At 37.2% G+C, this 26,943-nt stretch carries 28 protein-coding genes, 1 tRNA gene and 3 pseudogenes; 14 read left to right on the top strand and 18 right to left on the bottom strand.

The window, feature by feature from the left end:
• Window positions 1-237 precede the first annotated feature (237 nt).
• Window positions 238-319: transfer RNA gene (locus VB711_RS23400), tRNA-Leu, on the bottom strand.
• Between the two features lie 111 nt (window positions 320-430).
• A complete protein-coding gene (alr, locus tag VB711_RS23395; protein WP_323288760.1) occupies window positions 431-1,618 on the bottom strand; it encodes an alanine racemase in 1,188 nt (395 codons plus the stop codon).
• Between the two features lie 443 nt (window positions 1,619-2,061).
• On the opposite strand from alr, the gene VB711_RS23390 reads away from it, so the two are divergent.
• From VB711_RS23390 to VB711_RS23380, 3 genes are all read left to right on the top strand, one after another.
• Entirely contained in the window at window positions 2,062-2,538 is a 477-nt protein-coding gene (locus tag VB711_RS23390) for a Uma2 family endonuclease (RefSeq protein ID WP_323288759.1), read from the top strand.
• A gap of 195 nt (window positions 2,539-2,733) precedes the next feature.
• A complete protein-coding gene (locus tag VB711_RS23385) occupies window positions 2,734-3,231 on the top strand; it encodes an HNH endonuclease (RefSeq protein ID WP_323288758.1) in 498 nt (165 codons plus the stop codon).
• Window positions 3,232-3,847: 616 nt separating this feature from the next.
• Window positions 3,848-5,125, top strand: coding sequence for a bifunctional oligoribonuclease/PAP phosphatase NrnA (locus VB711_RS23380; protein WP_323288757.1), 1,278 nt, complete (start codon window positions 3,848-3,850; stop codon window positions 5,123-5,125).
• 226 nt (window positions 5,126-5,351) lie between these two features.
• Here the strand turns inward: VB711_RS23380 and VB711_RS23375 are convergent, their stop codons facing one another.
• Window positions 5,352-6,797 (bottom strand): TIGR03985 family CRISPR-associated protein, encoded by a 1,446-nt coding sequence (locus tag VB711_RS23375; RefSeq protein WP_323288756.1) that lies wholly within the window; start codon window positions 6,795-6,797, stop codon window positions 5,352-5,354.
• Window positions 6,798-6,953: 156 nt separating this feature from the next.
• Here VB711_RS23375 and crn3 point away from each other — a divergent pair, with 156 nt between their 5' ends.
• From crn3 to VB711_RS23335, 8 genes and pseudogenes are all read left to right on the top strand, one after another.
• Window positions 6,954-8,000 carry a CRISPR-associated ring nuclease Crn3/Csx3 gene (gene crn3 / locus VB711_RS23370; protein ID WP_323288755.1) on the top strand — a complete coding sequence of 349 codons (1,047 nt, stop codon included), beginning with the start codon at window positions 6,954-6,956 and terminating at the stop codon, window positions 7,998-8,000.
• Between the two features lie 483 nt (window positions 8,001-8,483).
• On the top strand, window positions 8,484-9,461 hold the full coding sequence (locus VB711_RS23365) for a carbohydrate kinase (protein WP_323288754.1): 978 nt from the start codon (window positions 8,484-8,486) through the stop codon (window positions 9,459-9,461).
• 277 nt (window positions 9,462-9,738) lie between these two features.
• Window positions 9,739-10,827: a tetratricopeptide repeat protein gene (locus VB711_RS23360; protein WP_323288752.1), complete on the top strand. Its 1,089-nt coding sequence runs from the start codon at window positions 9,739-9,741 to the stop codon at window positions 10,825-10,827.
• 130 nt (window positions 10,828-10,957) lie between these two features.
• A pseudogene (locus VB711_RS23355) lies at window positions 10,958-11,551 on the top strand (uracil-DNA glycosylase family protein); the annotation flags it as partial.
• 57 nt (window positions 11,552-11,608) lie between these two features.
• A pseudogene (locus VB711_RS23350) lies at window positions 11,609-12,049 on the top strand (hypothetical protein); the annotation flags it as partial.
• 303 nt (window positions 12,050-12,352) lie between these two features.
• Window positions 12,353-12,682: pseudogene (locus tag VB711_RS23345) on the top strand (uracil-DNA glycosylase); the annotation flags it as partial.
• Window positions 12,676-13,332, top strand: a complete 657-nt coding sequence (locus tag VB711_RS23340; RefSeq protein ID WP_323288750.1) for a molecular chaperone DnaJ — start codon at window positions 12,676-12,678, stop codon at window positions 13,330-13,332. The pseudogene VB711_RS23345 and the gene VB711_RS23340, both read left to right, overlap by 7 nt.
• The gene (locus VB711_RS23335) at window positions 13,325-13,828 is read left to right on the top strand and encodes a nucleotide exchange factor GrpE (RefSeq protein ID WP_323288747.1); all 504 of its coding nucleotides are present in this window, start codon (window positions 13,325-13,327) and stop codon (window positions 13,826-13,828) included. The genes VB711_RS23340 and VB711_RS23335 overlap by 8 nt, the downstream gene beginning before the upstream one ends.
• A 143-nt stretch (window positions 13,829-13,971) precedes the next feature.
• Here the strand turns inward: VB711_RS23335 and VB711_RS23330 are convergent, their stop codons facing one another.
• From VB711_RS23330 to rd, 3 genes are all read right to left on the bottom strand, one after another.
• Complete coding sequence (locus VB711_RS23330) at window positions 13,972-14,853, bottom strand: three-Cys-motif partner protein TcmP (protein WP_323288746.1); 882 nt, start codon at window positions 14,851-14,853, stop codon at window positions 13,972-13,974.
• Window positions 14,854-14,866: 13 nt separating this feature from the next.
• Window positions 14,867-15,658: a phage Gp37/Gp68 family protein gene (locus VB711_RS23325; protein ID WP_323288745.1), complete on the bottom strand. Its 792-nt coding sequence runs from the start codon at window positions 15,656-15,658 to the stop codon at window positions 14,867-14,869.
• Between the two features lie 238 nt (window positions 15,659-15,896).
• Window positions 15,897-16,610, bottom strand: coding sequence for a rubredoxin (gene rd / locus VB711_RS23320; protein WP_323288744.1), 714 nt, complete (start codon window positions 16,608-16,610; stop codon window positions 15,897-15,899).
• A 314-nt stretch (window positions 16,611-16,924) separates the two neighbouring features.
• Between rd and VB711_RS23315 the strand changes: the two genes are divergently transcribed.
• From VB711_RS23315 to VB711_RS23305, 3 genes are all read left to right on the top strand, one after another.
• Complete coding sequence (locus VB711_RS23315; RefSeq protein WP_323288743.1) at window positions 16,925-17,116, top strand: hypothetical protein; 192 nt, start codon at window positions 16,925-16,927, stop codon at window positions 17,114-17,116.
• A gap of 19 nt (window positions 17,117-17,135) precedes the next feature.
• Window positions 17,136-17,927 carry a DUF928 domain-containing protein gene (locus VB711_RS23310; protein ID WP_323288742.1) on the top strand — a complete coding sequence of 264 codons (792 nt, stop codon included), beginning with the start codon at window positions 17,136-17,138 and terminating at the stop codon, window positions 17,925-17,927.
• A gap of 187 nt (window positions 17,928-18,114) precedes the next feature.
• Window positions 18,115-19,770 carry a sensor histidine kinase gene (locus VB711_RS23305; protein WP_323288741.1) on the top strand — a complete coding sequence of 552 codons (1,656 nt, stop codon included), beginning with the start codon at window positions 18,115-18,117 and terminating at the stop codon, window positions 19,768-19,770.
• A 103-nt stretch (window positions 19,771-19,873) separates the two neighbouring features.
• Here VB711_RS23305 and VB711_RS23300 read toward each other — a convergent pair whose 3' ends face one another.
• The 12 genes from VB711_RS23300 to VB711_RS23245 all read right to left on the bottom strand — a co-directional run bounded on the left by VB711_RS23300 (window position 19,874) and on the right by VB711_RS23245 (window position 26,819).
• Complete coding sequence (locus VB711_RS23300) at window positions 19,874-20,116, bottom strand: hypothetical protein (RefSeq protein ID WP_323288736.1); 243 nt, start codon at window positions 20,114-20,116, stop codon at window positions 19,874-19,876.
• A gap of 67 nt (window positions 20,117-20,183) precedes the next feature.
• Window positions 20,184-20,432, bottom strand: a complete 249-nt coding sequence (locus VB711_RS23295) for a hypothetical protein (protein ID WP_323288739.1) — start codon at window positions 20,430-20,432, stop codon at window positions 20,184-20,186.
• A 53-nt stretch (window positions 20,433-20,485) separates the two neighbouring features.
• On the bottom strand, window positions 20,486-20,971 hold the full coding sequence (locus tag VB711_RS23290) for a DUF3368 domain-containing protein (RefSeq protein WP_323288738.1): 486 nt from the start codon (window positions 20,969-20,971) through the stop codon (window positions 20,486-20,488).
• Window positions 20,952-21,212 (bottom strand): hypothetical protein, encoded by a 261-nt coding sequence (locus VB711_RS23285; RefSeq protein WP_323288737.1) that lies wholly within the window; start codon window positions 21,210-21,212, stop codon window positions 20,952-20,954. Before VB711_RS23285 ends, VB711_RS23290 begins: the two co-directional genes overlap by 20 nt.
• Window positions 21,213-21,382: 170 nt before the next feature.
• Window positions 21,383-21,625 (bottom strand): hypothetical protein, encoded by a 243-nt coding sequence (locus VB711_RS23280; RefSeq protein ID WP_323288736.1) that lies wholly within the window; start codon window positions 21,623-21,625, stop codon window positions 21,383-21,385.
• A gap of 67 nt (window positions 21,626-21,692) precedes the next feature.
• Window positions 21,693-21,941: a hypothetical protein gene (locus tag VB711_RS23275; RefSeq protein ID WP_323288735.1), complete on the bottom strand. Its 249-nt coding sequence runs from the start codon at window positions 21,939-21,941 to the stop codon at window positions 21,693-21,695.
• Window positions 21,942-22,034: 93 nt separating this feature from the next.
• A complete protein-coding gene (locus VB711_RS23270) occupies window positions 22,035-22,565 on the bottom strand; it encodes a hypothetical protein (protein WP_323288734.1) in 531 nt (176 codons plus the stop codon).
• A 70-nt stretch (window positions 22,566-22,635) separates the two neighbouring features.
• Window positions 22,636-25,062, bottom strand: coding sequence for a dynamin family protein (locus tag VB711_RS23265; protein ID WP_323288733.1), 2,427 nt, complete (start codon window positions 25,060-25,062; stop codon window positions 22,636-22,638).
• A 362-nt stretch (window positions 25,063-25,424) separates the two neighbouring features.
• Window positions 25,425-25,622 carry a type II toxin-antitoxin system Phd/YefM family antitoxin gene (locus tag VB711_RS23260; RefSeq protein ID WP_323288732.1) on the bottom strand — a complete coding sequence of 66 codons (198 nt, stop codon included), beginning with the start codon at window positions 25,620-25,622 and terminating at the stop codon, window positions 25,425-25,427.
• 14 nt (window positions 25,623-25,636) lie between these two features.
• A complete protein-coding gene (locus tag VB711_RS23255) occupies window positions 25,637-25,885 on the bottom strand; it encodes a type II toxin-antitoxin system RelE/ParE family toxin (RefSeq protein WP_323288730.1) in 249 nt (82 codons plus the stop codon).
• 191 nt (window positions 25,886-26,076) lie between these two features.
• Window positions 26,077-26,418 carry a XisI protein gene (locus VB711_RS23250; protein ID WP_168498341.1) on the bottom strand — a complete coding sequence of 114 codons (342 nt, stop codon included), beginning with the start codon at window positions 26,416-26,418 and terminating at the stop codon, window positions 26,077-26,079.
• Window positions 26,406-26,819, bottom strand: coding sequence for an element excision factor XisH family protein (locus VB711_RS23245; RefSeq protein WP_168498338.1), 414 nt, complete (start codon window positions 26,817-26,819; stop codon window positions 26,406-26,408). The genes VB711_RS23250 and VB711_RS23245 overlap by 13 nt, the downstream gene beginning before the upstream one ends.
• Between the last annotated feature and the right edge of the window lie 124 nt (window positions 26,820-26,943).

The raw sequence follows: 26,943 nt of genomic DNA, 5'->3' as shown, positions 1-26,943 counted from the left end.
CCTTGCACTTAGCGTTCCGTAGGAATCATTATCTTACTACATAACTATATTTGATTAAATTGAACTTAAAAGACCGCTTATTATAGCATAAAAAACTTTTGCAAGAGGTCTAATGTAGGAGAGGGTTGAAAGCAAGCGTATGATAATTACAAAAATAATCATTTTCACGACAATTAATTAGTCGCTGCACAACAAAATCCCCAACATCTCTAAGAAATGGGGATCTGAGTTTTTAAGTGCGGATGAAAGGACTTGAACCTTCACTCCTTTCGGAACTAGAACCTAAATCTAGCGCGTCTGCCAATTTCGCCACATCCGCATTACTGCATTTTATTACTATAGCATAGTATTTATAAAAATGGGTAATTATTTTTAGTTAGTTGGGAAGGGGAGAAAGGAGGGTGTTTTGCTGCCTATCTCCCAATTAAGACTAAATAACAGCTATTCGGGGTAGACGATGCTTAAATCCGCAGAGGATTTCCCAGGAAATGGTGTTTAACTGATTTGCCCAATCATCGGCAGAAATGCTTTCTTTTGCCTGTTCTCCCAGGAGGGTGACTATTTCCCCTTCTTGAAGGTTGGGTAGGGAAGTTACATCTAACATCAGTTGATCCATTGTAATGGTGCCAATTTGCGGTACTCGCTGACCACGAATTAATACTTGTATTTTATTAGAAAGATGACGGGGTACTCCATCGGCATAACCAATTCCTACGACAGCGATACGCATTTCTTTCTTGGCAATAAAATCGTGTCCGTAGCTGACTCCTGTTCCTGCGGCGATCGCTTTCACTTGAGTAATTCGGGCTTTTAATTGTAAAACAGGTTGAAGATTAATTTTGTTTTGTAAATGAGGGGCTGGGTAAAGTCCATACATGGCTAAACCTACACGCACAATATCATAGTGTAAACTCGGATTAACTAGGGTAGCGGCTGAGTTTGCTAAGTGTAAACAAGGAGGATTGATGTCTCTGGCTTTGATTTGGTCTATTGCTTGCTCAAATCTTTGCTGCTGTTGTTCCATCACCGTCGGATCAGGACTATCGGCTGTGGCTAAATGAGAATAAATACTAGCGATCGCTAAACCAGGTAATCTCTGTACCAACTGCACAAACTCTCCTGCTTCTTGCCAATTAGTTCCTAACCTAGACATTCCTGTGTCTAATTTAATATGTACAGGCATTGAGGAACGATATTTAATTGCTTCTAAGGTGTTGGAAAAAACTAAAGCTTGCTTAGGGCTGCAAAGAGTCGGTTGAAGTTGCCAATGTGCGATCGCTTGAATTTGTTCTGGTGCGTGAGTTGCCCCTAAAATTAAAATCGGTGCCTTAATTCCCCCCTCTCGCAATTGGATTCCTTCGGGGACTGTCGCTACTCCCAACCACTTAGCCCCCGCTTCTAGGACAGTTTTAGCCACTGTCACCGATCCATGTCCATAGGCATCCGCTTTCACAACCGCCATTAATTGGGTATGTGGTGATAATAATTTTAACAATTGCTTGACATTATTATACAATGCCCCAAGGTCAATTTCTACCCAAGCACGTTGAGAAAACCAATTATAAGTATCGCAGTCTTGGTTATCAACAACACCCGTTCTTTGCTCACTACTTAACATTTCACCTACTCCTATCACACCACTGTCAAGCTTATAGACTATTTATTAACCAATCTAAAAGCCATATTAAATTAATCAGGAATCTTACCTCTCATCCGGCAATTGTTACAAGGGGAGAAAGGAAGAGATGGGAAAGTAGAGTAGTAAGTAGTCGGACAAAATTAAATTCATTCGTTGAAAGAGGGAACAGAGGTATGGCTAACGCCACGCTTCTCGGTAAGCGTCAGCTATGCCGTTAGGCTTTACGGCTCCGCTCACCGACCAGGAACAGGCTTGCCCTAAGCGCAGTCGAAGGGGAACAGAAAAATCAGTTGTGTAATTAATTCTGTCTCATTACTTACCAGTATGGAGTTTACAGGATTTATCAAGCAGCAACCGTGTTTCACCCCCTGCCTTCTGCTGTAAGTGAGTTAAGATTAAATTATCACTTTAGGTAATTGATTATGAGATGGGAAGAAGTTTGTGAACATAAACAGTTACAAGATTTACCCTTCAAGATTGAATTAAATAAATGGGGACAAATCATTATGAGTCCAGTCAAAATTAAACATTCTTTTTACCAAGGAAGAATCCAACGGCTATTAGAATCTTTATTAAACACTGGAGAAGTAATGCCCGAATGTGCAATTAACACATCAGACGGAGTTAAAGTGGCTGATGTAGTCTGGTGTTCAGAGGAACGTTTTGATAAAATTCAAGATGAAATATCAGCTTCCATTGCACCAGAAATTTGTATAGAGGTTAAATCCACTGGTAACACTTTGGATGAAATGGAATTTAAAAAAAAATTATATTTAGAAGCCCAAGCTATTGAAGTATGGTTATGCAATGAACAAGGCCAGATTAAATTTTATAACGAACAAGGTCAATTAGCCCAATCTTTATTAATTCCTAAGTTTCCTAACGAAATTCAACGGTAATAACGGTAATTAAGGTTCTGACGCTGTTTGATCTAGCTTGTAGGAAGTGAAATTACCTATTCCCTATTACCTGTTCCCTGTTCCCTCTTCCCTCTTCCCTCTTCCCTGTTCCCTAAAAGTATAAATTAAACTCATATCCCAAGCAGAGTATATTTGTGTTAATATATGTAAAACTAATACCTTGAGCGCAGATTCATGGGGAAGGTTTTAGTCCTAAACGCCTCTTACGAACCGCTCAACATAACTAGCTGGCGCCGTGCTGCGGTTTTGTTGATTAAAGGCAAAGCAGAACGCATAGAACATAACGGAAAATTCCTTTATTCGGATTTTCCTCTCCCAACGGTAATTCGGTTGCGTCATTATGTGCGTGTTCCTTACAAAGAAATGCCACTGACACGTCGCAACATCTTGCACCGTGATAGTCATACCTGTCAATATTGCGGTTACACGGGAGATGAATTAACTCTAGATCATGTGATACCGCGATCGCGTGGAGGGGGAGACACCTGGGAAAACATTGTCACTGCTTGTGTTCGGTGCAATGTCAAAAAAGGCAGTCGTACACCGCAAGAAGCACAGATGCCTTTGCGTTATCCACCACGCCAACCTTACAGCAGCTTGTATTTTGAGGTCAGCAAACATCTTAAGAGTGGAGTACATAAAGAATGGAAAAAGTATGTTATAGGGCTTTGACGTTACTCAAGATCAACTAAAGACAAACTCAAGAGCGATCGCCTGCGGGTGTTGTTATTGACCCATTGTCAAAATCAATACCTAAAAAGCGCAGGTAAGTTTTACGCTGCCAAAAAGATTTATAATGAGGGAAGTTGAGTTTTGGGTTAGTGCGTGCTAGATGGTAGATCGGTGTAATCGGCCTTGGCTAAGTTACAGGAAGATTTCCCATCCTAGCTCAACATGGGAATAAAAAGCTCTTTAATCTGGTAAGTTGTCAAATTTACCAAAAATTTGCGTCAAAAAAGCACATTTTCATTGAAAATAGTTATAAATTGTTTTTTAGTCAGAACTATATATTCAGTGAAAAACATCATTTTTTGTGAGCAAGAGCCTCCAATGATATCCCCAAAAAGTTCGTGTTTATGTTGGAGGAATCTGTCAAATCCATTTTGACGAATGAATGAGCAAAAAATCCTTTCCGTCTTCACAAACGACTAGGACTTTGACACCAAAATTATTGCTGGAGAAAGGGTGTGGGGTGTAGTGAGGATGATAATTTTTTGTCTCTATGATCTAAAACCAGCCCTTGATGTGTCAGTCCTAAATATTAGCTTCACGCTTAACAAAGTTCACTATGTACCTGAATTCTCCCGTTACTCAATTTGAGGGTTTGTCATTGACCAAGGAGACGAACCCAGAAGAATCTGAAATAGAAGCAATTGAACTTCCACTGCTGACCCGATCTACTCAATCATCATCAAATGGTGATGGAGGTATGTATGTACCTCAACGTGGTAATTCCCTTATCACGCAAAAGTCAGAAGAGTTACAAAAAGCCTTGTTGGGTCATCGTCACGAGCGCCAGTTGGTAATTCTCCAGGATTTTCCTGACCCTGATGCCCTTTCTTGTGCGTGGGCTTACCAGTTAATAGCTCAACAATATGATATCAAATGCGAAATCATCTATGCTGGGACTTTAAGCCACCAAGAGAATATTGCTTTAGTCAAGCTAACTAATTTACCGGCTCAACGCTGGACAATGCAAACGCTGAAAACTAAAGATTTGTCATCTTATCATGGGTTTGTGTTAATTGATAACCAGGGGACAACATCCCAGTTATTACCAGCAGTACAGCAAGCGGGGATTCCGTTAATGGTGGTGATTGATCATCACAGTTTACAGACGGAAATCAAATCAGAGTTTGTTGATGTTCGTCCTTATGTGCGAGCAACAGCAACAATTTTTACCCAATATTTACAAGCTGGTTTACTGTCCTTAGATAGTAGCATTAGTCAGCACGTTAAATGTGCAACTGCTTTAATGCACGGCTTGCGTTCCGATACCAATCGACTAATGCAAGCCCAGGAAGAAGATTTTATGGCTGCTGGTTATCTGAGCCGATTTTATGATGCTCAGTTGCTGAATGCTATTTTACAGGCAAATCGTTCTAAACGGGTGATGGATGTAATTGAGCGATCGCTCAAAAACCGGATCGTGCAGAATAACTTTTCCATTGCTGGGGTTGGTTATTTACGCTACGACGACAGAGACGCAATTCCCCAAGCGGCTGATTTTTTGGTGACAGAAGAAAATGTTCATACCGCAGTAGTTTATGGTATTGTTCACGACGAAGATGACGAATTAGAAGTGGTAATTGGTTCGTTGAGAACGACAAAATTGACTTTAGATCCTGACGAATTTATTAAAGAAGCCTTTGGACAAGATAGCACTGGGCGATTTTTTGGTGGTGGACGCACAGGTGCCGGTGGCTTTGAAATTCCCATGGGTTTCTTGTCTGGTAGTAATGAAAATTCCAGTTATGCAAAGCTGAAATGGGAAGTTTTTGACGCACAAATTAAGCAAAAGTTACTCCGGTTAGTCAACCCTAAAGATAACCCAATTCAGTCTTAGAGGATGTTTTAAAAGTTTTGGGTGAATATAATAGAGCCTCCGGCACACTAACGCGAACACTACTACACAAGCCAAGTCCACCTGCGTGGACTAACGAAAGATTAAGGGTTTGAAACCCACGGAGGTGGGTTTTGTCTGTGTAGCCGCGACTTCTAGTCGCCAGGGCGAGTATGAATTTAGACTTTTCAAACACCCTCTTAATTTTTAGCCAAGAAATAAACTGAATTTATAGGGAATAATGAGATAATTCTTGAATTGCCTCTTCCTTCAAACCTTGTCGAACTGTTAAAGGGGCAATTACTTCACCTTTAGGTCGCCAATCACGCAAACGCATCAACACATTTATATCACCCGTGCGAATCCATCCTTGGTAATATCGATCATTTTTATTTCGCTGTTGAATAATTTCTAATATCTGTTGTTGTTCTGCTGGACTTTTAACAGAATTAGTAATGACCTTGGCCAATTGTTGATAAGCAACTGGTTTAAATGTCGGATGTCTGACTGTATTATCTACATACCAATGGGCAAAATCCGCAGAAAAGCGCAAAATTAGCAATTCACGGGGTAAATAAAAATTAAAACCCCAAGCTATATCTAATTGTTGCTTTACATATTCTGGTTGGGGTAATTGACCAGTGTACCAAAGTTTTTTTAGGGGTTTGGGAACTAGAGGATCGCCCCATGCTAGAATTTTTAATTGAGAATCGACGATGCGATCGAGACGATAATTGTGCCAACCAAAGTTACCATCTGGATCAATCCCATAGGCGCTGAGATATTTAGCTCGTCTTAAATAATGCAAACATACGGGATAGACTGTTACCTGGACTTTGCGTTGTTCTAAGGGTATCCAGGTTTCAAATTGTACCACTCCACCGGGTGGTCGCTGCCAAAGTTGTTCTATTTGTTCTTGATAAGTATCTACTCGGTCTTGTACATCGTCTGGGAGGATATAGTCTAAATGGAGAAATATTCTTTGTTGGGGTTCTGCGGTTCTTTTTTGGGAACTAGAGTTAAGGGTCATTTGTTCCCAAAGGTTTCGCGTTACCAATTCTAAATTTGGTTGGACAAAAGAGATGGATTCTAATACCCGTAGTAGTTCCCAAGTTTGGGATTCTGACAATTGAGAAAAGCCGGGGGAAAAGTTGTGATTAGCTGGTGGTTGAGGTAATTCTTGGCTAGGACGTAAGGTGTAATGACCAGGAGAAGTTCTGAGTAACCATCCTTGTTTGACTAAATATTTGAGGTCATCTCTGAGAGAACGATGAACTGTCGCAAAAGGTGATTCTTGTAATTGGGTTTGGAGTTGTTTGGGTGTGATTCCTAATGGGAGTATTTCTTGTTCCCATTCTGCTAGAGATAGAATTGAGTTGGATTTTTGGAGAATTTGCCAACAAGTTTGATGGCAGATACAGGTTAGATCAGCACATTGCAGGGGTATTTCCTGGGCGGTTAATTGTTCACTTTGGGGGTGTTCTTGGGCAAATAAGCGATCGCGCAACTGAGAATAGGTGAAAATATGTGTGAGATCATGGGCTAAAGTCTGACTACCATAGAGTTTATCTAACAATACCCACAATCTGAGCGATCGCTGAAATCGGTTGGTCAGTTGTCCAGCAGCTAACCAATGCAATGTTTGGGGAGTAGGAGAATAGGGAAATAAATTCAAAATTCTAACGGGTTAGTGATGATTTATGGCAGGAGTCTAGAGTTTGCTATATATTTACACTTTACAGTTTTTTCTATTTTTGTGGAATATCCGTTTTCCAGGTGTATGTAAAAATAGCCTGGTCTAAATTTACCCAGGATTAGGGAGAAACCACAGATGGATGCCTCGGCACTACGCTTATATTTAAGTCAACCACAATTTGACCAAGATTTAAAATATCAAGTATTGTTAATTGAATTGGCGGCCAGCGATCGCTTAATTGAACCGCAGGATCTAATAAATTTACAACTCCCTGATGGAATTGATACTCAAGGTGGTATAATCATCTCCGGTCGCGCTCCCATTTGGTTATATGCCTATCTCACCCAAGAGTTACATCCGACGGCTTGGGTAGCTTGTTACGACCCGCGTTTGATAGGTGCAGTGGTGGTGGCGACTCAATCTCGGTTAGTCCACATTGGTCAAGTTATTTCCATTAATCCAGCTAACGGTAACAGTTCTCAGGAAAATTTATCACCTCATCTTACTTCCTTTCCTCCTCCTGCTAACCAAGAATGGTCTTCTTATTTCGTTAATATCCACAAGTTTCTTTCAACGAATACTTTCACTGCTTCTCCTGTGCTAGAAGATGAAAATCTCTGTTCTGCATTGATGGTGGTAGGTCCTGCAGATAGTGGTAAAAGTGTGCTTTCCCATGCTTTATTTAAGGCTTTACTGTGGGAAAATCCTAATGTGTACTTGCAACGCGCCCATTGGGATGGAGAGGGTAATTATCTCTTAGAAATGGGTGAAAAGGCGACAGAGGAGGAAATTGAAAGCTTTAAAATGCGCGATCGCGGTGCTTTGACAGAGCGGTTTTTTCCCTATCAAGCTCAAGCCATACTCAATCTGCGGCGACAAAAATCTCTGGTAATTGTCGATGTTGGGGGAATGATACAGCCAGAGAAATTACCAATTTTAGAAGTTTGTACCCACTACTTGATTGTCAGTTCTAAACCGGAAGTGGTGGATGTATGGCATGATTTTTGTGGTAATCAAGGCAAATTAACCCCCGTAGCGGTAATTAATAGTGTTCTTAGTGTTACAGAAAAGCTTCATCGGTCTGATCCGTATTTAGAAATGACTTATGGCTCGTTAACACGTGGTCAAGTGCGGACTATTCCTGAAGTATTATTGCAGCAGGTGAAGTTGCTATGCAGGTAGTGATATGGTTACGACCATTGGTGTCAACTTAAGATTAAATCGGCGGTTAAAAACCGCATCTACACAGGCAAAACCCACCTCCGTGGGTTTCAGATCCTCGATTTTTTCTGAGTCCGCGCAGGCGGACTTTGTTTGTGTAGCCGCGACTTCCAGTCGCCGGGGCTTAAGTTGACACGTATGGGTTACGACATACCAAGAGTTTTAGTCCTAAAAATCACTACTTATACACCACTATCAATTAGACAACTGGTTTTTCTGTTCCCCTTCGACTGCGCTCAGGGCAAGCCTGTTCCTGGTCGGTGAGCGTAGCCGTAAAGCCTAACGGCATAGCTGACGCTTACCGCGAAGCGTGGCGTTAGCCATACCGCTGTTCCCTCTTTCAACTACTCAGGAATTGACAGGTTTTAAAGTTTAAGCGTATTCCATTATCATACAAAGTAAGAGAATTTGGTTAGGTCGTTCACTCTCAATTGAAAATCTAAAATGAGTAATCCTCTTGTTTTGTGTTTTGGCGAAATTTTATTTGATTGTTTAGCTGATCAGTTGGGACTAAAGCTCGAAGATGTCAAATCTTGGACTCCCTATCCAGGTGGAGCGCCAGCTAATGTGGCCTGTGCTTTAGTTAAATTGGGAACACCCGCAGGATTTGTTGGCGCTGTAGGTGAAGATGAAGCTGGAAATGAATTGGTAAATCTGTTAGAAGAGGTAGGTGTTGATACAACTGGGGTACAACGTCATCCCACTGCACCGACCCGACAAGTTTATGTAGTTAGGGATTTAAAGGGCGATCGCACTTTCGCCGGATTTGGTGAATATGATACAGCAGAATTTGCTGATACCCGCTTGCAAGCCAAGCAATTAAGTGAATCTTTGTTTGTCAATGCAGAATTTTTAGTTTTGGGTACTCTAGAATTAGCCTATCCTGAAACTGAAGAGGCATTATACCATGCTTTAGATTTAGCAGAACAATATGACTTAAAAATTATCTTAGATGTTAATTGGCGGCCTGTATTTTGGCAAGATCAAACCATTGCGCGGACAAAAATCCAGGGGTTATTGAAGCGATTCGATTTTCTCAAACTGACCAAGGAAGAGGCGGAATGGTTATTTGATACCTCTGATCCAGGAGCAATTACTTATCGCCTCAGTTCCGTTGAAGGGGTGTTGGTGACAGATGGGGAAAATGGTTGTTCCTATTGTTTAGGTGAAAATGAGGGGAAATTACCTGCTTTTTCCACTGATGTGGTTGATACAACTGGTGCAGGAGATAGCTTTTTGGCTGGGTTTATCCATCAATTAATTAAGTATGGGATTCACAGTTTGAGTGATGCAGAAACAGTAAAACGGATTGTTACTTATGCCAGTGCGGTGGGTGGGTTAACTACTATTAAACCAGGTGCGATCGCTGCTCAACCCACGGCCGCTGAAGTTGATACTTTCCTAGCTTCTCATCAGCTTTAAAGTTATACTAAGCATGATTGAGAAATCGACTTTTGCAAAACCATGAGAAACCCAGATTTGTAGAGGTTCGGTTGAGCAGTGCTAAGATACGGGCGTATGGCCATACGCCCCTTCTGAACCCTAACTTAGTCCTTTGAACAGAGTAAAATTACTGAAATATAAACTAATAAATTAAAATTACAGGCGGAAATTACTATTATCTAAATAGGCAATAAAAGGCTATATTAAAATTCTGAGAGTACCAATTCTGTGAACCACAGTGAACAGGAACATTTTGATGTCTCAAGACCAGTTGAGTAATAACTCACAAAAAAAAGTACCTTTGTCTATATACTCAGATGAACAGCCTCTAGAAAGCAAAGATACTATTCCATATCTATTAAGTTCAGATTTAGAGTCAGAAATACAACCTTTGACAGAAGATGACGACCAGCTACTAGCAGCATCACAACTCATGCAGCAAGGTATTGAACAGCATAAAGCTGGCGAACTTAATGCTGCAATGAAGTCATTAAAACAGGCTTTAGCATTGTTTAAATTAGCGGAGGATAAGCAAAAACAATCTCAAGTGTTGGCTTGGTTGGCATTGGTAGCCTATAATACAGTAGATTACCACGGCGCGATCGCCTATGCCCAAGATTGCATAGTCTTGACAGAAGACAAGCCCAATACAATGATTAGGATGCAAGCCTTTTCTCATTTGGGTAATTCCTACCGTCACTTAAACCAATACAATCAAGCAATTGAGTCCTTAGAAAAGAGTTTGCAAATTACACAGTATTTGCGAGATAAGCGTTCTCAAGTAGCAGCCCTAAATAACTTAGGATTAGTTCATAAAGCATTAGGTAATTTTGCTCAAGCCATTGAGTATCAAGAGCAAAGTTTAAAAATAGTCCAGGAACTCAAAGACCATTGGGGAGAAGAACAGGTACTTAAAAATTTAGGTAATGCTTGTTACGCTTTAGACGATTACCCAAAAGCAATCTACTACTATGAGCAATGTGTCAAATTAGCAATTTCTATTAACAATAATCGTAGTGCTATTCAAGTCCTGAAAAACCTTGGTAACGCTTGTTATGCTTTAGGAAATTATGATCAAGCGATTAAATATTATCAAGACCGCTTGCAATTAGCCAGAGAAACTAAAGATATCCGCAGCGAAGAACAATCACTGAGTAGTTTAGGAATTACCTACGAAGCTCTAAGTAATTATACGCGAGCGATCGCCTGTTATGAAGAACAATTATTATTAGCTAGATCCATCAAAGACCATCGACGGGAAGAACAAGCCTATGCCAGTTTAAGAGTAGCGTGCTACGCCTTGGGTGATTATGCCAAAGCAATGCAATATCAACAAGAAACATAGTTAGGGCTAGGAGTCAGGAGTCAGGAGTCAGGAGTCAGGAGGATAGTTAAAAACTGACCCAATTAACTGATACAATACAATTACTATCAAAAATTTTTAGTATACTTATTCAGTTAAAATCTCAATTTTCATGAACAGCGACAACCAACTCAGCCTCTTTGACAACTCCGAATTTAACCAACGAGCGCTGATTCCCACAGATGCCAAAATTCCTATTCCCTCCGGTACATATTCCCAAATAGCCGACTTAGCACAGCACTGTAACACCTGTGTTCGTTGTCCATTAGGAGAAAATCGTACTCATGCCGTAGTAGGACGCGGTAATCTCCAAGCAAAAATCATGATCATTGGAGAAGCACCAGGAAAAACTGAAGACGAAACCGGCTTACCATTTGTTGGTCGTTCAGGGCAACTATTAGAAAAAATTTTAGCATCTGTAGAATTAACCACCGAGAATGATGTATATATTGCTAATATTAATAAATGCCTGGAAGGTGATACCAAAGTCCTGACAAAACAAGGCTATAAACAACTTAACTGGATAGTAGAAAGCCAGTCATCTGAAGAAGTTTTAAGTGTTGAAAACAATGGGAATTTAGTTTGGAAAAAAATCACCGGATGGTATAAATCAAAATTAGCCGGAAGACAACTTTACCAAGTTTCTTTTAAAAATAACCAAATCAATCGTGACAGTGAAACTGGATATATTGCCACAGCAGATCATCAAGTTCTTACTCATAGAGGCTGGGTAACTATTGAAGAATTACAAGATCATGATTTAGTGGCAACTGGTACACCTTCCCCAGGAAAAAGAAGCCTACAAGTATTACTAGGTTCTTTGCTAGGGAATGCCGAGATTAACAATATTGGGCATTTTATCCAAGATCACAGCATTGAACAACAAACTTATTTAAAACTAAAAGCCAGAGTTTTAGCAGGTTTTCGCCCAGAAATCAAAGAATACTTGACAAAGTTTCAAAATGGCAATACATACCCATATTTGACCATTGGACTAGCAAAAACTGATTATTTTTGTGACTTACAAAATAAATGGTATTCAAATGGTAAAAAAGACTTTCCTCTAGCAGCTTTAGAAAATTTAGACAATTTTGGGTTAGCTATTTGGTACATGGATAATGGTGATTGGCAACAAACAACTCAAGAAGTACAAATTACATTAGGACACATCACAAAAGAAAAAGCTGAACAGGTTGTTAAATACTTTGAAAATAAAGGTTATATCACAGATACAGCTTTTAACACAACTTGGAAATTACATTTTAGAAATAGCCAAGCTATTAAATTTTTAGAAAGTATTGCCCAATTCGTACCTGCCTCCATGCGTTACAAACTGCCAGAGGAGTTACATTGTATTCCCTTCAATTTAGAAGCCTATCAAGAAGAATCTGTTCTAACCCATTGGCAACCCGTTACCAAAAAACTATTACCACCAAAACCAGATTCCCATATAGTCTACTGTATTGACGTTAAAGACACAGCCAATTTTATTACACCTGCCGGGGTTGTACATAATTGCCGACCACCAGAAAACCGAGTTCCCACCCCTGACGAAATAGCAGCTTGTAAACCCTATTTATTAGAACAAATTCGGCTAATTGACCCAAAAATCATTTTATTAACAGGTGCAACGGCCGTTAAAGGTATCACTGGTAACAAACAGGGCATTACCAAAATTCGTGGTCAATGGATAGAATGGGAAGGTCGATTATGTATGCCAATTTTCCACCCCTCCTATTTGTTGCGTAATCCTTCTAAAGAGAAAGGCGCGCCTAAATGGTTAATGTGGCAAGACATTCAAGCAGTACGGGCAAAGTATGACGAAATCAGATGTTGACAGCGGTTGCTAAAATGACAAATAAACCCGACCCAAATAATATTAACCCTTATGATATTCTTGGTGTTTCCCAATCAGCATCGAAACCAGAAATTATCAAAGCCGTAAATTTAGCAATGCAGCGCGGGGAATTTCCTGTAGATGTGATTGCTAAAGCCCAAAAAAGTTTAATGAAGACAGAAGAAAGGATTATTGCTGATTATTTGCGTCCAATCTTACCAACTATTAAACGTTTTAAATATACTGATTTATCGACATTGGCACAAGCAAGACCAACTTTAGAATTATTACCAGAATTTGATGGTTTAGACCAAGCCATAATTCAAGCAAAGCAACAAGAACACCTAGAAAGAGAACCTTTACCCATCCCGATATCGGAATTATACAGCGAAGGGATGGCAGCTTGTAAAGAGGGACGTTACCCAAAAGGGATCAAATATTTAGAGGAATATTGCCAAAATACTCAAGTTCGTAATAATGGAGATTACATTCAAGCCCAAATGTGGCTAGCTACAGCTTATCATAAAACAGGACAATTGCAAAGAGCGATCGCTCTGTGTGAAGTATTGAGTAATCATACCCATCCCCAAATCAACACTTGGGCTAATAGAATATTAGCTGTATTATATAAAGAAAATTCCCGTGGCTGAACCAACTCCAACCTATAGTATTAACTTAGAGTTACGTGATTCAATTGAGCAAAAACTTGGTATTCTCCTCAAAGAAAATGTTAGTTTACAACAGTCTATCAGGGAACAAAAAAACCAAGCCATAGCACAAAATGAAGATTTATTTTTAGAACTTTTAGAAGTAGCTGATGCCCTAGAAGCCTTATTAAATTACTTAGAAAATAATTCTGATCCAAGTCCAGAATTTATAGCCAGTTTACCCAAATCTATCAGCATCGTTAATCGTAAATTTCTCAGTTTGCTGAAAAAACGCCAAGTTTTACCGATAGAGTTAGAAAGCAAGGAACCAGATTTTAATTTATGTCGTGTAGTTGATCAAGAAGAAAGGAGTGATGTTGGTGATCAAACAATTACTAAAGTCGTCAGAAAGGGATTTTATTGGGGTGAAAAGATTTTGCGTCCTGTCGAGGTAATTACGGCGATTTTGCCTAAAAATAGAGACGATATCAATCTATAAATCTTCTCTAAAATGGGTGTTTTAAATTAAAAATATATAGTATAGTTAGCGCGATGGCTACGCCCGCCGCCTCAGGCATCGCTGTTTCTATAGAACCCGCATCTAACCATAAAAGTTCTAGGTCATCTAGTGAAGGAAAAAGGCTATTTTCCCATATTTCTCAGTTTTTCGTAGCGATTGAAGATTTCGTTAGTGATCTTGATAGCTGTTTGATTATGACTCGCTAAAGATAAGGCATATAGCACTGAATTAGTCGAATTACGCATGAGTACAGGTTTGCTAACGTGCCGAAAAAGCGATTGTAGCTGCTGTGTGTACAAACTTGCCAGCCATTCAGCCTGAATTGTGTCACGACTTGATGTAGGTTCAGTTGGATTTCCAAATAGTTCTTGCTGAATCCCCCGTGGTTCCTGGTAGATCTCAGTAATCCAGTTTGTACTACCCATAACCTTGCTCAATTGCTCTATTGCTTCTGGTTCTGGGTTCTGATCTCTAGGGAGACGACGAGTAACACCCATGACTGAGAAGTTAACGAAAATATCGCACGTTCTAGTGTTTGCCAGTTCTTTTACCGTCTCCCAATCTACTTGCAAACCATAAGGATCCAAGAAAACAAATGCTCGTTTCTTCGATGAGTAGGGAAGTTGTGGAACTATCTCATTACACAAAACCTTATTACAATTACCTTGATGTACATCAATCACACGATTTGGAAATTCTGCACGGAGTCTTTGCACGCGCTCTACTCGTCTAGGAGAAACGTCAACAAACCAGTATCCATCAAATTGAGGTTCTGTTTGTAGGGCGCGTACAGGAGAACCATCAATATACCGTTGCTCATCTTCTTTTGCTCTAGGTCTAACGGAACCTGCAAAAGCATCAATATAGTAGTATGCCCTGAGCCAACTTTTCTTCTGTTCATTCATAATAACAGAATAAGCTTTGAGATACTTCGCTAGTAAATCTAACTTTTCCTCCGACCACCGCCCAATAATATCCTCACCTTCGCTACCAAGCCGACTCATGTTTATACTCTCTTTATTTGGCAGAAATTAAATACCTCTGTTCTAACCCATCAGGCTTTTGAGGCCTAGAAATCTTTTGTTTTTGCCAATTATTGATATGCTCATACCAAGTGGATGGCATTTCATCCCAGATGCGATCGTCAATCATTCTGCCACCTGCTTTTGAGTGATGTCCACCCCACTGTTTAAAGAAGAAGGCAACCTCAACTTCTCGTGTTTGATGCAAAATATCTCTAACCCATTCTGGATTCATAGGACGATGGTGAAATCCAGATTCACCGCCCACAATTACCCAATCAATCCCCTCTAAATTTAGGCTTAGTGAGCCTAAAAGAGGTTCACAAGAAAGAAAGCGGACTTTTGCTGGTACTTGTCTTAAAGCATCAATTCGGTGGGCATATTGCTGATTCTCCACAGATACACCAACCCAGATATTTTCAGACCACTCGAGCTTAGAAGCTAATTCTGCCAAGTTCTGATCGCGTTTAGTCAGAATTTGGTATATGTGCCAGGGAGTCTCTCGCATCACCGCGAAAATTTCCTGCAAATATGCAAAAGGCACATCTTTATGAAAAAGATCACTCATGGAGTTTACAAAAATCCGGCTAGGCGATCGCCACTTCTTTGGTTGCTCTAATCTTTCCGGGTGGAGTGTTAGCTTAAAACCTTGAGGGAAGTTTTTGGGGAATCTTTCTGTTATTGCTTCAGCATAGCAATAACGGCAACCTGGACTCACCTTGTTACAGCCAGTGGTTGGGTTCCATGTCTTGTCAGTCCATTCAATACCAGTGTTACTACTTGACATTTCGCTAGTATATACCTTTAAAGGCTGGTTATAAGTATTATTTTAGTACAAAAGATCTGTAAACTTCTCTGTTTGGTACAATTTGTGTAAAGTGGCGCAGCATAACGTTAATACAGACATAGTATTTTTTATGTAGGTCAGCATCTCTATATATTGGCTTCAGTTACATCAACTGTTCCCAAAAAATAGAGACGACCATACATCGTCTCTAAAATTAGTATTTCAGATTCAAGACAAATTAAGCTGCCACCTTTTCTTCCATGGGTTTAAAAGTCTTTTTCTTAGCCCCACAAATGGGACAATACCAATCTTCAGGAATGTCTTCAAAAGCTGTACCAGGTGCAATTCCCGAATCAGGATCACCAAGGACAGGATCGTAAATCATGCTACATTGTCTACAAATCCATTTACGAGTTTGAGGATCTTCACCAGCAACCCTGGTTACTGCTTGTCCTCCATTGATCATCTCTAAAGCCTCAGTATAGCGATCGGCATGATAGTTTTCAATGAATTTTAGCAAGCCAAAACGGTGTGCTGCATCACGGAATGTATTAGCGTGTACACTGGATTCTTGAGCTTGGTGGAGAAATTCTTGTGCCGCAGGATGATCGCGATCGCTCTCGGCAGCCGCAGCAAACTCTGGATACATGGTAGTGTATTCATAAGTTTCACCTTCAATGGCCAATGACAAACAACGAGAGACAATTACCCGCTTTTGTTCATCAGTTAAAGCTGCTGGATTTTCAACAACTAACTCTGGATGTAATAATTTAAAATGTGCAAATGCGTGTTCAGTTTCTTGGTCTGCGGTTTCTTTAAAAAGTTTCCCTAAGTCGGTAAAACCAAGTTTACGGGCTACTTCAGCAAAGAAGAGGTATTTGCGATTTGCCATTGATTCACCACCAAAGGCCGCTTCTAAATTGTGGAGTGTAGTAAAGTTTGACAAATCCATATTTTGTGCCTACCTACAGAAATAAAACTGAAAAGTTGGGTGGTTGACCAATTTCTCTAAAATTTATCTAAATCGCCATCACACCTCACCCCTATCTTGCTGCCAATCTGCACCTCCGTCAAGAGAGCTATTTCCTATTGACATTGGGAACATCTGACCATGGATGGTGTCAACTTGATTAAGTATATGTTCGCTCAAATGCTTTCAATATCTCTACCTGTAGATAGTAGTAACTTGATCAATTGTATGTTAACTCAAATACTTTGAAGATACTGAAAAATCTAGGATCGAAAAACCAAATTAAAGATCAGGTAATGTTGTTGAAGTGTAAAACTATAGCAGGAGTCAGGAGTCAGGAGTCAGGAGTAAAACCCGGTTGTGAGACTCGTTTCATCAATGGCTTACGTCAAGCTGCGCTAACAATTGATGTCCTAACCACCTTGGCGGTTGCTATACTAACTCATCTACTGGATGAGTATGTGGTAATACTAATGTCGATTAAGTAATAAACTTCAGATGGATGTCATGAATTTACCAAAATATCTTGAGTTTGTAGGAAAATTGGCTGCTAGACTTTCTCCTACACTGTTAATTTTATTTACCTTACCATCCCAGGTATTGGCACAGTCCTTACCGATGGAAATCAGCATCAAATTTCCTAAAGCCGACAATCGAGGCACACCTGAAAGGACGGGTGCCGGAGGAGGAAGATTAATCAACCCTGCATGGCCACCTCCAAAAGCTACAAGGGGATCTTCTTGTTTTCAACTAGAAACCGGTCAACTACCGCTAACAGCTTTAATGCCAACACAAGATAATCTGGGGCAAACAATTTCTCCGACTCCAACATTGTATTGGTATGTTCCTCAAACTGCTGCCAAATCTGGAGGGGAATTGGTAATTATGAATGATGAGGGTAGGATAACTTATAAAACAAGGTTGAAGGTAGCTGACCGTTCGGGAATAGTTCAACATACCATCCCAGCCACTGCCGCTTTAGAAATAGGTAAGAGTTATCAATGGTACTTTACCATTATTTGTGATTCTGAAGATAGTAGTAAAAATGTATTTGTATCTGGTACGATTAAACGCACTACATTAGGTTCTCTGTTGGATAACTATTTACAGCAAGCAACACCTTTACAACAGGCAGAAATCTATGCAAAGAATCAGATTTGGATTGATACGCTAAATAGTGTTGCTAAAGTATATACTCAAAAACCATCGGAATGGGAAGAACTTTTAACATCTGTTGGTTTAAGTGCGATCGCTAAAGAACCTCTGCTAGATTGTTGCATAGCAGAACCTCTACCTTAATCAACTTGATTAAATCAATATCCTGTTTAAAATTGTTACAAACCTATAATTACTGAATACAGCAGGGGGGAAAGGGTAGGGCGTATTGCAATACCCCTTCTTTACTTTATTGAAAAATTTAATTTATCTCATGCTACAATTTTTTATGTGTGTCCACTGAAATCTAGTTATTAAATATTTAGGTTTAATGATCAAAAACAAGTTTAAAGTCTATCAATCTAAAATTCAATATTGGTTAAAGAATCTACCCGATCAACTGACATTACGCCCATCTCAAGTTGTAACGGCAAGCGTATTTTTAACTCTATTTTTATTTATTCCCCAGGCTTGGATCTCGTGGCACGCTTATTTAAATTTCAATGGCATTATCAAATATGAATTAAAATTGCAAAGTTTAAGCGATCGCATTACCTACTTAGATGAAGTGTTAACTATGTCAGCACGAATGAATGCTGCTACAGGTAATCCTATCTGGGAAAAACGTTATAAATTATTTGAACCTCAGTTAGATGCAGTAATTAAAGAATCTATTAAACTAGCCCCTCAAGCTTATAACACTGAGGATGCAAAAAAAACAGACATTGCCAATCAAAAGTTAGTAGCAATGGAATCTGAATCATTTGCTTTAGTTAAGAAAGGTCAAAATCAATTAGCGCAAGCACTCTTATCTAGCCCAGAATATGAAATTCAAAAACAAAGATATGCTGCCGGGGTTGCTAGTCGCAATCGGGTTATCTCTTTACAGCTTCAGCGTAAAATTGTTGAATATCGCCAAGAATTATTTTGGTCAATTTTTGTTTCTCTTGTGAGTTTATTAATGCTCATTATAGCATGGATGTTAGTATTAAAATTACTGCAAGGATATATAAAAGCTAAGAAAATCGCTCAAAATGCCTTAGAAAAAAACAATCAAGATTTAGAGAATTGGGTTGAGAAACGAACACAGGAATTAAGAGAGAAAAATACAGAATTAGAAAAAACTTTACAAGAATTACAGCAAACTCAAATTCAACTAATTCAAACCGAAAAAATGTCTTCTTTGGGTCAAATGATTGCGGGTATTGCCCATGAAATTAATAATCCTGTTAACTTTATTTATGGAAATATTAGTTATACCCAAAAATATAGCCGAGAGTTAATTAAGTTAGTAGAATTATATCAGCAACACTATTCTGATCCACCGCCAATTATAGCAGAAGAAATTAAAGCGATAGATGTGGATTTTTTAAATCAAGATTTTACTAAATTACTCAAATCTATGCAGATAGGGGCAGAAAGAATTAAGGGAATTGTGGAGTCTCTTCGTAATTTTTCTCGTTTAGATGAAGCAGAAATGAAAAAAGTAGATATTCATGAAGGGATTGATAGCACATTGATGATTTTGTCCCATCGTTTGAAGGAAACAGATAAGAATCCAGCAATTTCTTTAATTAAAGAATATGGTTCACTACCTTTAGTGGAGTGTTATCCAAGTCAGCTTAATCAAGTGTTTATGAATATCCTGGCCAATGCGATTGATGCTTTGAGCGATCGCTATTTACATTGTACACCCGATGAAATTAGAAATAACCCCAATTGCATCCGTATTGTTACTGAAGTTATAGACAATACATCAATATTAGTTCGTATCAGCGACAATGGTCTTGGTATTCCTGAAGAGATTCGTTCCAAGCTTTTTGATCCGTTTTTTACTACTAAACCAGTAGGTAAAGGTACAGGACTTGGTTTATCAATAACTTATAAAATCGTAGTAGATAAACATCATGGAAAGTTATCTTGTAAGTCTAAACTCAGAGAAGGTACAGAATTTATAATTGAAATTCCTATTAAACCAAGTTGCTAATTCTTAGGCATCTTTATATTATATTAACAGTACAGCGATCGCACTCAGAACCCATACCAATTTAACTTCTGCAAAAACGCTTTTCATTATCTATTGATTATTCTTATATAAGATTTTGTTGATAAAGATAGTAATGATGTTTTACTGCACCATCAAGAGGAAGTGTTTCTAAGACTTCTTGAGGAATATCTTTGATGATATCATCAGCTACTTCCCAAATAGGTTTATATTCAGTTGTTTGGGAGTTACTTTTTTCTTTAATAGCACGAATGTAATTAAGTATTTGGGTTAGTTCAATTTCTGGTATTTGCTGTAGTTCTTGTATAATCAATTCTTTGGTTTGCATATATTTATGGTAGTTTAAGAGGGGACTAATATTATTTTAATAAGAGTTTGGCTTATTTTTCAAACCCCTAATCATCTGCTAAAGTTTCCAACTCATCAGAAATTAAATTCTGCCAATCTTCATCACAATGAGAATGTAAATGAATAGAAGCTACCAGCAATTCTGAGAGAATTGTACCCTTTTGGCGATCGCTGAGTTCAGAAAGTTGTAATTGATGAACCAAAGAAATCACATTTTGGTATTCTTCCTGTAATTCCATTAATAACTGATTAAGCGTTGAGTTTTCACTGCTAATTTTTTGTTTTGTGAGTGTCATTAGTTTTTACCCAATCTTTTTAACGCTTGTTTTATATGTAATTCAATCATTTATCAATCCTCAAAAATACTATCAAAAATTTCTCGCTTTACCCTAAAATTAACGTCCCTGATTTGTTGGTACAATATATCTAAATCAGAAATATTAATTTTACCATCTAACTGTAATTTACGAATTACTGCTAAAGTTCCTTTAACATTTAATCCTAGTCTTATTGCTTCTTTTCTAGCCGCAAAGTCATCTAAAATAATATAATCTGGTTGTAATTCTACACCTAAAGTAATTGCTTCAGATTCTCCTATTCCTAAACGCTCATTTAAGCGATTAGCTAAAGAAACTAATTGTACTTTTTGGACTAATAATTTATTCTCAGCGATTAGTGTATTAATATGTATTGATGATTTATCTTGTTTAGCACTGATTTCTCGTTTAACGCTTTCTGGTAATAAAAATTGAGATTTGGTTGTCAGGAATAAATCAAGGAAATCTAAACGAGATAAGAAAATTAAAGGGGAAGAGTTAAATACTATTTTCATCATCTTGCCAGGTTTTTTCTATAGCGATATCTTCAACGGCAAGATATGAAAAATCTATTCCCATTAATTCTAAAATTTTCAAAAATATTTCTGTATCCATTTCCATGATTTCGGCTGCTTTATGTAAACTAATCAACCGAGATGTTAAAGCACCGAGTACAAATATAAATGTTTCTTTCTGTTCTATACTCTGGAATAATTGCACTTGAGAGGCAATTTCTTTAAAGGTAGTTTGGTAATTCATTTATTTGATATTGGTTAATGGATTAAGTCTATTTTTACAATTATATCAAATGGTAAAGCAATACTTTCGGTAAGCTACTCGCTACCTTCGGTCAGTGCTTCGCGATCGCACTCAGAACCCATACCAATTTAACTTCTGCAAAAACGCTTTTCATTATCTATTGATTATTCTTATATAAGATTTTGTTGATAAAGATAGTAATGATGTTTTACTGCACCATCAAGAGGAAGTGTTTCTAAGACTTCTTGAGGAATATCTTTGATGATATCATCAGCTACTTCCCAAATAGGTTTATATTCAGTTGTTTGGGAGTTACTTTTTTCTTTAATAGCACGAATGTAATTAAGTATTTGGGTTAGTTCAATTTCTGGTATTTGCTGTAGTTCTTGTATAATCAATTCTTTGGTTTGCATATATTTATGGTAGTTTAAGAGGGGACTAATATTATTTTAATAAGAGTTTGGCTTATTTTTCAAACCCCTAATCATCTGCTAAAGTTTCCAACTCATCAGAAATCAAATTTTGCCAATCTTCATCACAATGAGAATGTAAATGAATAGACGCTACCAGCAATTTTGAGAGAATTGTACCCTTTTGGCGATCGCTGAGTTCAGAAAGTTGTAATTGATGAACCAAAGAAATCACATTTTGGCATTCTTCCTGTAATTCCATTAATAACTGATTAAGCGTTGAGTTTTCACTGCTAATTTTTTGTTTTGCGAGTGTCATTAGTTTTTACTCCCATGTAATATAAATTATCATACTTACGTTAGCTATCAAAACTAAATTTAATTGCAAACATATCCATTTTGTAGTTAGTCCTTAAATGCGGTTAAATTTTTCTAACCCAGATACAGATAAATATTTCAGACAAGCTAATTGTCTAACCACACCTTTTGCATTAGCAGGAAGATTTCTCTTTAAAATATATGGAACTTTCTTCCTAATCATTTCTTCAGCATTGTCAATTTCAATACTGACATAAACTTCTCTTTGTTCGCTAACATTTATATAATCTTCGTCGGTTGTTTCTAGAAGTTCTGAAATTTTCTTTGCTTCATAAGTATCATCTGTACATAGAAAATATAAAGAATTATCTATGAGTTCTTTTATATATTCAGAATCAATTGGATAATTTTTTCTGACATTTTCTAATGCCAATGCTGGTACAATAATACATAAAGTCACAGGTCTAGTATCTTTTTGTTTCTGAGGCGATATCTGTGATACTTTATTTTCTGCAACGTATTTTGCTTTTCTTATACGTTTATTTTTATTATTATTATTAATATACTTTATACACGCGAAAGTTCCTACAATTAGAGATCCTATTACTACAAGATATAATTTCATATCATTCTTCTCCACATATTAACAGGCTTACCAAAACTTTTCTCAGGTTTAATTATATTATCATTCAAAATTAATTATTCACTTTCCAAGATTTTCCTAAGCTAGAAAATTTCTCAGCTAAATCTTGAGCTTTTTCTTGCATAGGTAGCCAGATGTTTGTTTTCCAGATGTTTGTTTCTTTTTCATAATCTAGCGTCTTTTCTTGGTGTGCTTTATTGAGTCTTTCTTGATATCGGTCAATAATATCATTCTGGATCTTATCTACATCTTGTTTTAGATAATTAATACGTTGTATGATCCAAATTGCAAATTGATTGAATCTTTCTGACTCTTCCTTTCTAGCCTGCATTATCCAACCTCCTAGTAAATCTTCTGTACTAGGTAATTTAGCATTATCACTAGATCGTTTTTCATATTCTATCTCATAAAATGTTTCTTTCCCTAACCATAATTTATACCAAACTCTTTTTCTTCTTTCAACTTTTATTTCTTCTTGCCAAGTTCCTTGTGTAATAGCAAATTCTGTTCTAAAGTGGAAAATAAATGTAAGTTTACAATCAAATTGAGTAAGTTTTGATTCAGGGAATTTAAAATAAAACATATTAGGTGCAATATCATTTGCTCCCTTTTCAAGATAGGATAAATTACACCGGAATAACTCAGATACAGCGTGTTCAATTCTATCTATTTGTTGTTTAGTTATTTGCTTTATCACATCTTCTATGATAATGTTCAGATGGATAGATAAGTTATTTAATTCCTCATTGATTGCTTTGAGTTTATTTTTTTCCTCTTCTGTTCTTGCTTCTATTGTTTTACCTTCTTTAGCAACAGAATCTGTGTAACCTAAATTAACCAAACGGTTTAAGTTTCTTACTAGTAAACTAACATATTCAGCTTTCGCTTTTTTTAAATTCGGATTGTCTAAGTCTACTTTGCCAGTTTCTAAAGACCTTGCTACTGCATCCAAAACTATGTTTATGCCTTTTTTAAATTCAAACTCCCATGAATGAAGTGGAAATAATTTTTCTTTTAATTCATTATAAGGTTCTTTACTTTGGAGTTCTTCAATCTTCTTTCTTAAAAGGGACACTGGATCTGGACGATTATCTGATTGTTGTGCTATTATTCGTTTAATACTAACATTTAGTTCTTCAAACGGTTTCTTTAACTTGGTGTTACTGTCTTGCAAAAAATGCTCAAGTGATAATCTAGTGTCTGATATTTTTCTGCATTCCTGTTGATAGCGTTCTTCCGAACTATTAGGAATAGCTCTTGTTATTTGTATTGCTCCTTCTGCTATGGCATTTCCAGCAGCTATATTAAATCGTTCTATAATTTGTGGTATTATTAACTGTGGAAAATGTTGATTAATATGCTCTCTTAAATTATGATGAAATTCCTCTGCATAAGATTTCTGCCATAATGCATCAGCAACTCTATTTTTATCGTGGCTATTCCATTTTTGTGTGTTACGTGGCAAGTCTTGTAATATATCTTCAATTAATCCATTAAAATGGTTATCCGCTTTTTTACAAGCATCAGCAGCATAAATATAATTTGAAATTTGCAAAGATAATAAAGCAGGCCATGTACTCAGTTTGACTACTTTTAGATTTTCAATATCTTCTGTGTATTCCTTTAATTGGTCAGTTAATTCATTTTTAATATCACGAATTGCTTTTTTAACAAACCGATTTTCTGATTCTGTCCAGTTTCTATCTGTCCTAAAAACATCAATCTTATTTAGTACGAAAAGCATCCGCGCAGGAGAACCACCTAAATCTTTTACCTGGTGTACTACCTCTTGCAATAACTTTTTTACTTTCTGAGAATCTGTTTCTGCACTATTATAAGTAACTATACATAAAGCCTCTCGACATTGTTTAATCACATTAGCATTACCTTGATCACCCACATAAGCTAAACCAGGTAAATCAAGTATTCTTACCCTTGTTCCTTTTGGTAATTGTAATTGAGATTCTTTTAACAGTCGAAAAGGGTAAGTAATTGTAGATTGTGGACACGCTAAATTTGGTTGTGTTTCTCTAGTTTCGATATAACTTATCATTGCTTGATAAAGACGGTGATAAATTTTATCGTCGCTAATTCCTTTCCATTCTCCACACTCCCATAACGCCCCCGGTGTTTCATGAATGATCAGAGATTTTTCTTTACTATACTCAATTGTCACTGCTCCAGCACTCATTTCACTAACTGCAACCGGAACAATTTCTGCACCACATAGCAAATTTACCAGAGTGCTTTTACCGCTACTTGTAGTTCCTGTTGTGGCTAAGGTAAGAGTGGGATTTTGTAGTTCGTAAATTAGCCGAGTTAATGCTGTTTCTAAGTTGTTGGATAGTTCTTCTATTTCCGGCTGATAACTCTCTGGTAGGTGCTGAGATATTTCCGTCTGAAAGTTATTCCAGTATTGAGCGAGTAGCTTGGCCTTCAACTCGATTTCTTCAAATACCTTATATACTTGGTTATCCATACTGTTTTAATTTTTACTTTTTATACTCTGTTTATGGATAATATACAAGTTAGTAAAGTATGTCAAGCTAATTTAGAAATTGCGATTTTTCGGTTATTTTGATGGAAAACCTGGTTCAAAATCGTTGAAAGCCTTATTCTATAGTCATTTCATTTAAAATGTAAGCATAGTTGACAAGGGTTTTGTTATACTTCTCAACCTCACAATTTGAGCTTTCGTTTAAAGGGGATATATAGGTGGTGAAATTATCGGGTCTGACGCACCGTAGAATAAACGAAAAACCGCAATCCATATTTAGTAAAGTTTGTCAATGCGTCCTATAGGTGATAAAAATTAAAAAATTCCTGCTTATCAAAAGGAAATCAAGATAGTAACATTTTTTTTACATCAGCTAAAGATACAGAAAAACTATCTTCCTCTTCTTTCTTAGCATCTCTCAAATCTCGTAAATCTTCCAAATCTTCTAACAATTCCTTAATCTTCAAAAACTCCTCATAAGGTAAAACAGCAAATTGCTTTTGACCATTTTTTGTTAAAAACTCAGGATGTAATTCTATCATATTTTAACCTCCTATTACTCATAAGCTTTACTACGATGCTTAACCCTATACACGATTATAGTTTGTTCTTCTAATTCAAACAAAACTCGATAATCACCTACTCTTAAACGATATTCTGGGGTAAAATTTGTTAAGCGTTTCACATCTCCTTGTAAATTATCTTGCATTGCTTCAATTTTATTGATAATACGTTCTCTGTCATTTACAAGAATTTTCTGTAAATCTTTAATCGCTTTGGGTTTAAATCCTATTTGGTACAGCACATATTTTAACGTTTTTCTAAATATTCAGGTGAGTCTATCCAGATCCACCCTAACCTACATTATACCAAAGCTGCCTGTTCTTCCTTACTAATCACCCTTCCCTCATCCTCAAAACCAACAATTTGATCAAAATTCAAATAAGTATACAAATTATTAGTAAAAGGACATATTTTCTTTTATTTATAAATTACTCAAGCCACAGCAAACTCAGTCAACTTCCGAGTTTCTGGATCATGAAAAGCTAAAACAATATCCTCTTTTGGTACACCTTCCCGTAATAACTCAGTTGCTATTCCTTCCTCAGTCCAATCTTCCTCAATGTAAATTTTCTCATTTTTAATGCGAATATGGACAGAAATTCCCTTAATTCTTTCCTCAGTTGTCCAACCAACTTGAAACCATAAATATTGATCTCTTTGCTCATCAAAAGCTAAGAGCATTTCTATATTATCAGGAGATGCAGAGGAAAAAAGTTGATGATATTCTGTTAAGATTTTTTTGATTAAAAATCGGTAATTTTCTAACTTATCCATTTGGTAATAACCTCCTTATCTGTATCTACAATGATTAATTTAAGTTGGTTTTCATCAACAACAACTTGGATAGTTTCATCAAAATTAGCTTTATAAACAAGTTGACCAAGTGCTAAGTAAATCTGATGGTCTGGTGCGGTTCTTTTAAGATAATTACGGTAAATGATATACTGACCTACAGCCCTTTCTAAATCATAAATAAATGATGGATTTAGAAAACTTTTAACTTCGATCACTATTTTTTCATCACCTCTTTGAGCAGATAATGGACGTTCAGCACCTAGATCAGCAACAAGTCTTAATTTTCCATAGATTATATAATAAGGATCAGCCGTAATTGTCCAACCATCCTTAATTAAAGCATTTTTTACCGCATCATGGCAAGTATCCTTTGCTGGCATTGTTGACCCCAATAATAAACTATTATAACATTCAGATGAGTCCATCAAGACTAATCTACATTATATCAAAAAAGCCTGTTCCTATTAAGCTACAGCAAACTCCGTCAACTTCCGAGTTTCTGGA

This window comes from Cronbergia sp. UHCC 0137, assembly GCF_034932285.1.
GTDB lineage: Bacteria > Cyanobacteriota > Cyanobacteriia > Cyanobacteriales > Nostocaceae > Cronbergia.
Note: the sequence above shows the minus strand (reverse complement) of the source record. Positions and strands in the feature narration are given on the sequence as shown.

Coding starts and splice junctions, on each gene's coding strand:
- alr (WP_323288760.1), bottom strand. CDS start 1,618: ATGTTAAGTAGTGAGCAAAGAACGGGTGTTGTTGATAACCAAGACTGC.
- VB711_RS23390 (WP_323288759.1), top strand. CDS start 2,062: ATGAGATGGGAAGAAGTTTGTGAACATAAACAGTTACAAGATTTACCC.
- VB711_RS23385 (WP_323288758.1), top strand. CDS start 2,734: ATGGGGAAGGTTTTAGTCCTAAACGCCTCTTACGAACCGCTCAACATA.
- VB711_RS23380 (WP_323288757.1), top strand. CDS start 3,848: ATGTACCTGAATTCTCCCGTTACTCAATTTGAGGGTTTGTCATTGACC.
- crn3 (WP_323288755.1), top strand. CDS start 6,954: ATGGATGCCTCGGCACTACGCTTATATTTAAGTCAACCACAATTTGAC.
- VB711_RS23365 (WP_323288754.1), top strand. CDS start 8,484: ATGAGTAATCCTCTTGTTTTGTGTTTTGGCGAAATTTTATTTGATTGT.
- VB711_RS23360 (WP_323288752.1), top strand. CDS start 9,739: ATGTCTCAAGACCAGTTGAGTAATAACTCACAAAAAAAAGTACCTTTG.
- VB711_RS23340 (WP_323288750.1), top strand. CDS start 12,676: ATGTTGACAGCGGTTGCTAAAATGACAAATAAACCCGACCCAAATAAT.
- VB711_RS23330 (WP_323288746.1), bottom strand. CDS start 14,853: ATGAGTCGGCTTGGTAGCGAAGGTGAGGATATTATTGGGCGGTGGTCG.
- VB711_RS23325 (WP_323288745.1), bottom strand. CDS start 15,658: ATGTCAAGTAGTAACACTGGTATTGAATGGACTGACAAGACATGGAAC.
- rd (WP_323288744.1), bottom strand. CDS start 16,610: ATGGATTTGTCAAACTTTACTACACTCCACAATTTAGAAGCGGCCTTT.
- VB711_RS23315 (WP_323288743.1), top strand. CDS start 16,925: ATGTTGTTGAAGTGTAAAACTATAGCAGGAGTCAGGAGTCAGGAGTCA.
- VB711_RS23310 (WP_323288742.1), top strand. CDS start 17,136: ATGAATTTACCAAAATATCTTGAGTTTGTAGGAAAATTGGCTGCTAGA.
- VB711_RS23305 (WP_323288741.1), top strand. CDS start 18,115: ATGATCAAAAACAAGTTTAAAGTCTATCAATCTAAAATTCAATATTGG.
- VB711_RS23300 (WP_323288736.1), bottom strand. CDS start 20,116: ATGCAAACCAAAGAATTGATTATACAAGAACTACAGCAAATACCAGAA.
- VB711_RS23295 (WP_323288739.1), bottom strand. CDS start 20,432: ATGACACTCACAAAACAAAAAATTAGCAGTGAAAACTCAACGCTTAAT.
- VB711_RS23290 (WP_323288738.1), bottom strand. CDS start 20,971: ATGATGAAAATAGTATTTAACTCTTCCCCTTTAATTTTCTTATCTCGT.
- VB711_RS23285 (WP_323288737.1), bottom strand. CDS start 21,212: ATGAATTACCAAACTACCTTTAAAGAAATTGCCTCTCAAGTGCAATTA.
- VB711_RS23280 (WP_323288736.1), bottom strand. CDS start 21,625: ATGCAAACCAAAGAATTGATTATACAAGAACTACAGCAAATACCAGAA.
- VB711_RS23275 (WP_323288735.1), bottom strand. CDS start 21,941: ATGACACTCGCAAAACAAAAAATTAGCAGTGAAAACTCAACGCTTAAT.
- VB711_RS23270 (WP_323288734.1), bottom strand. CDS start 22,565: ATGAAATTATATCTTGTAGTAATAGGATCTCTAATTGTAGGAACTTTC.
- VB711_RS23265 (WP_323288733.1), bottom strand. CDS start 25,062: ATGGATAACCAAGTATATAAGGTATTTGAAGAAATCGAGTTGAAGGCC.
- VB711_RS23260 (WP_323288732.1), bottom strand. CDS start 25,622: ATGATAGAATTACATCCTGAGTTTTTAACAAAAAATGGTCAAAAGCAA.
- VB711_RS23250 (WP_168498341.1), bottom strand. CDS start 26,418: ATGGATAAGTTAGAAAATTACCGATTTTTAATCAAAAAAATCTTAACA.
- VB711_RS23245 (WP_168498338.1), bottom strand. CDS start 26,819: ATGCCAGCAAAGGATACTTGCCATGATGCGGTAAAAAATGCTTTAATT.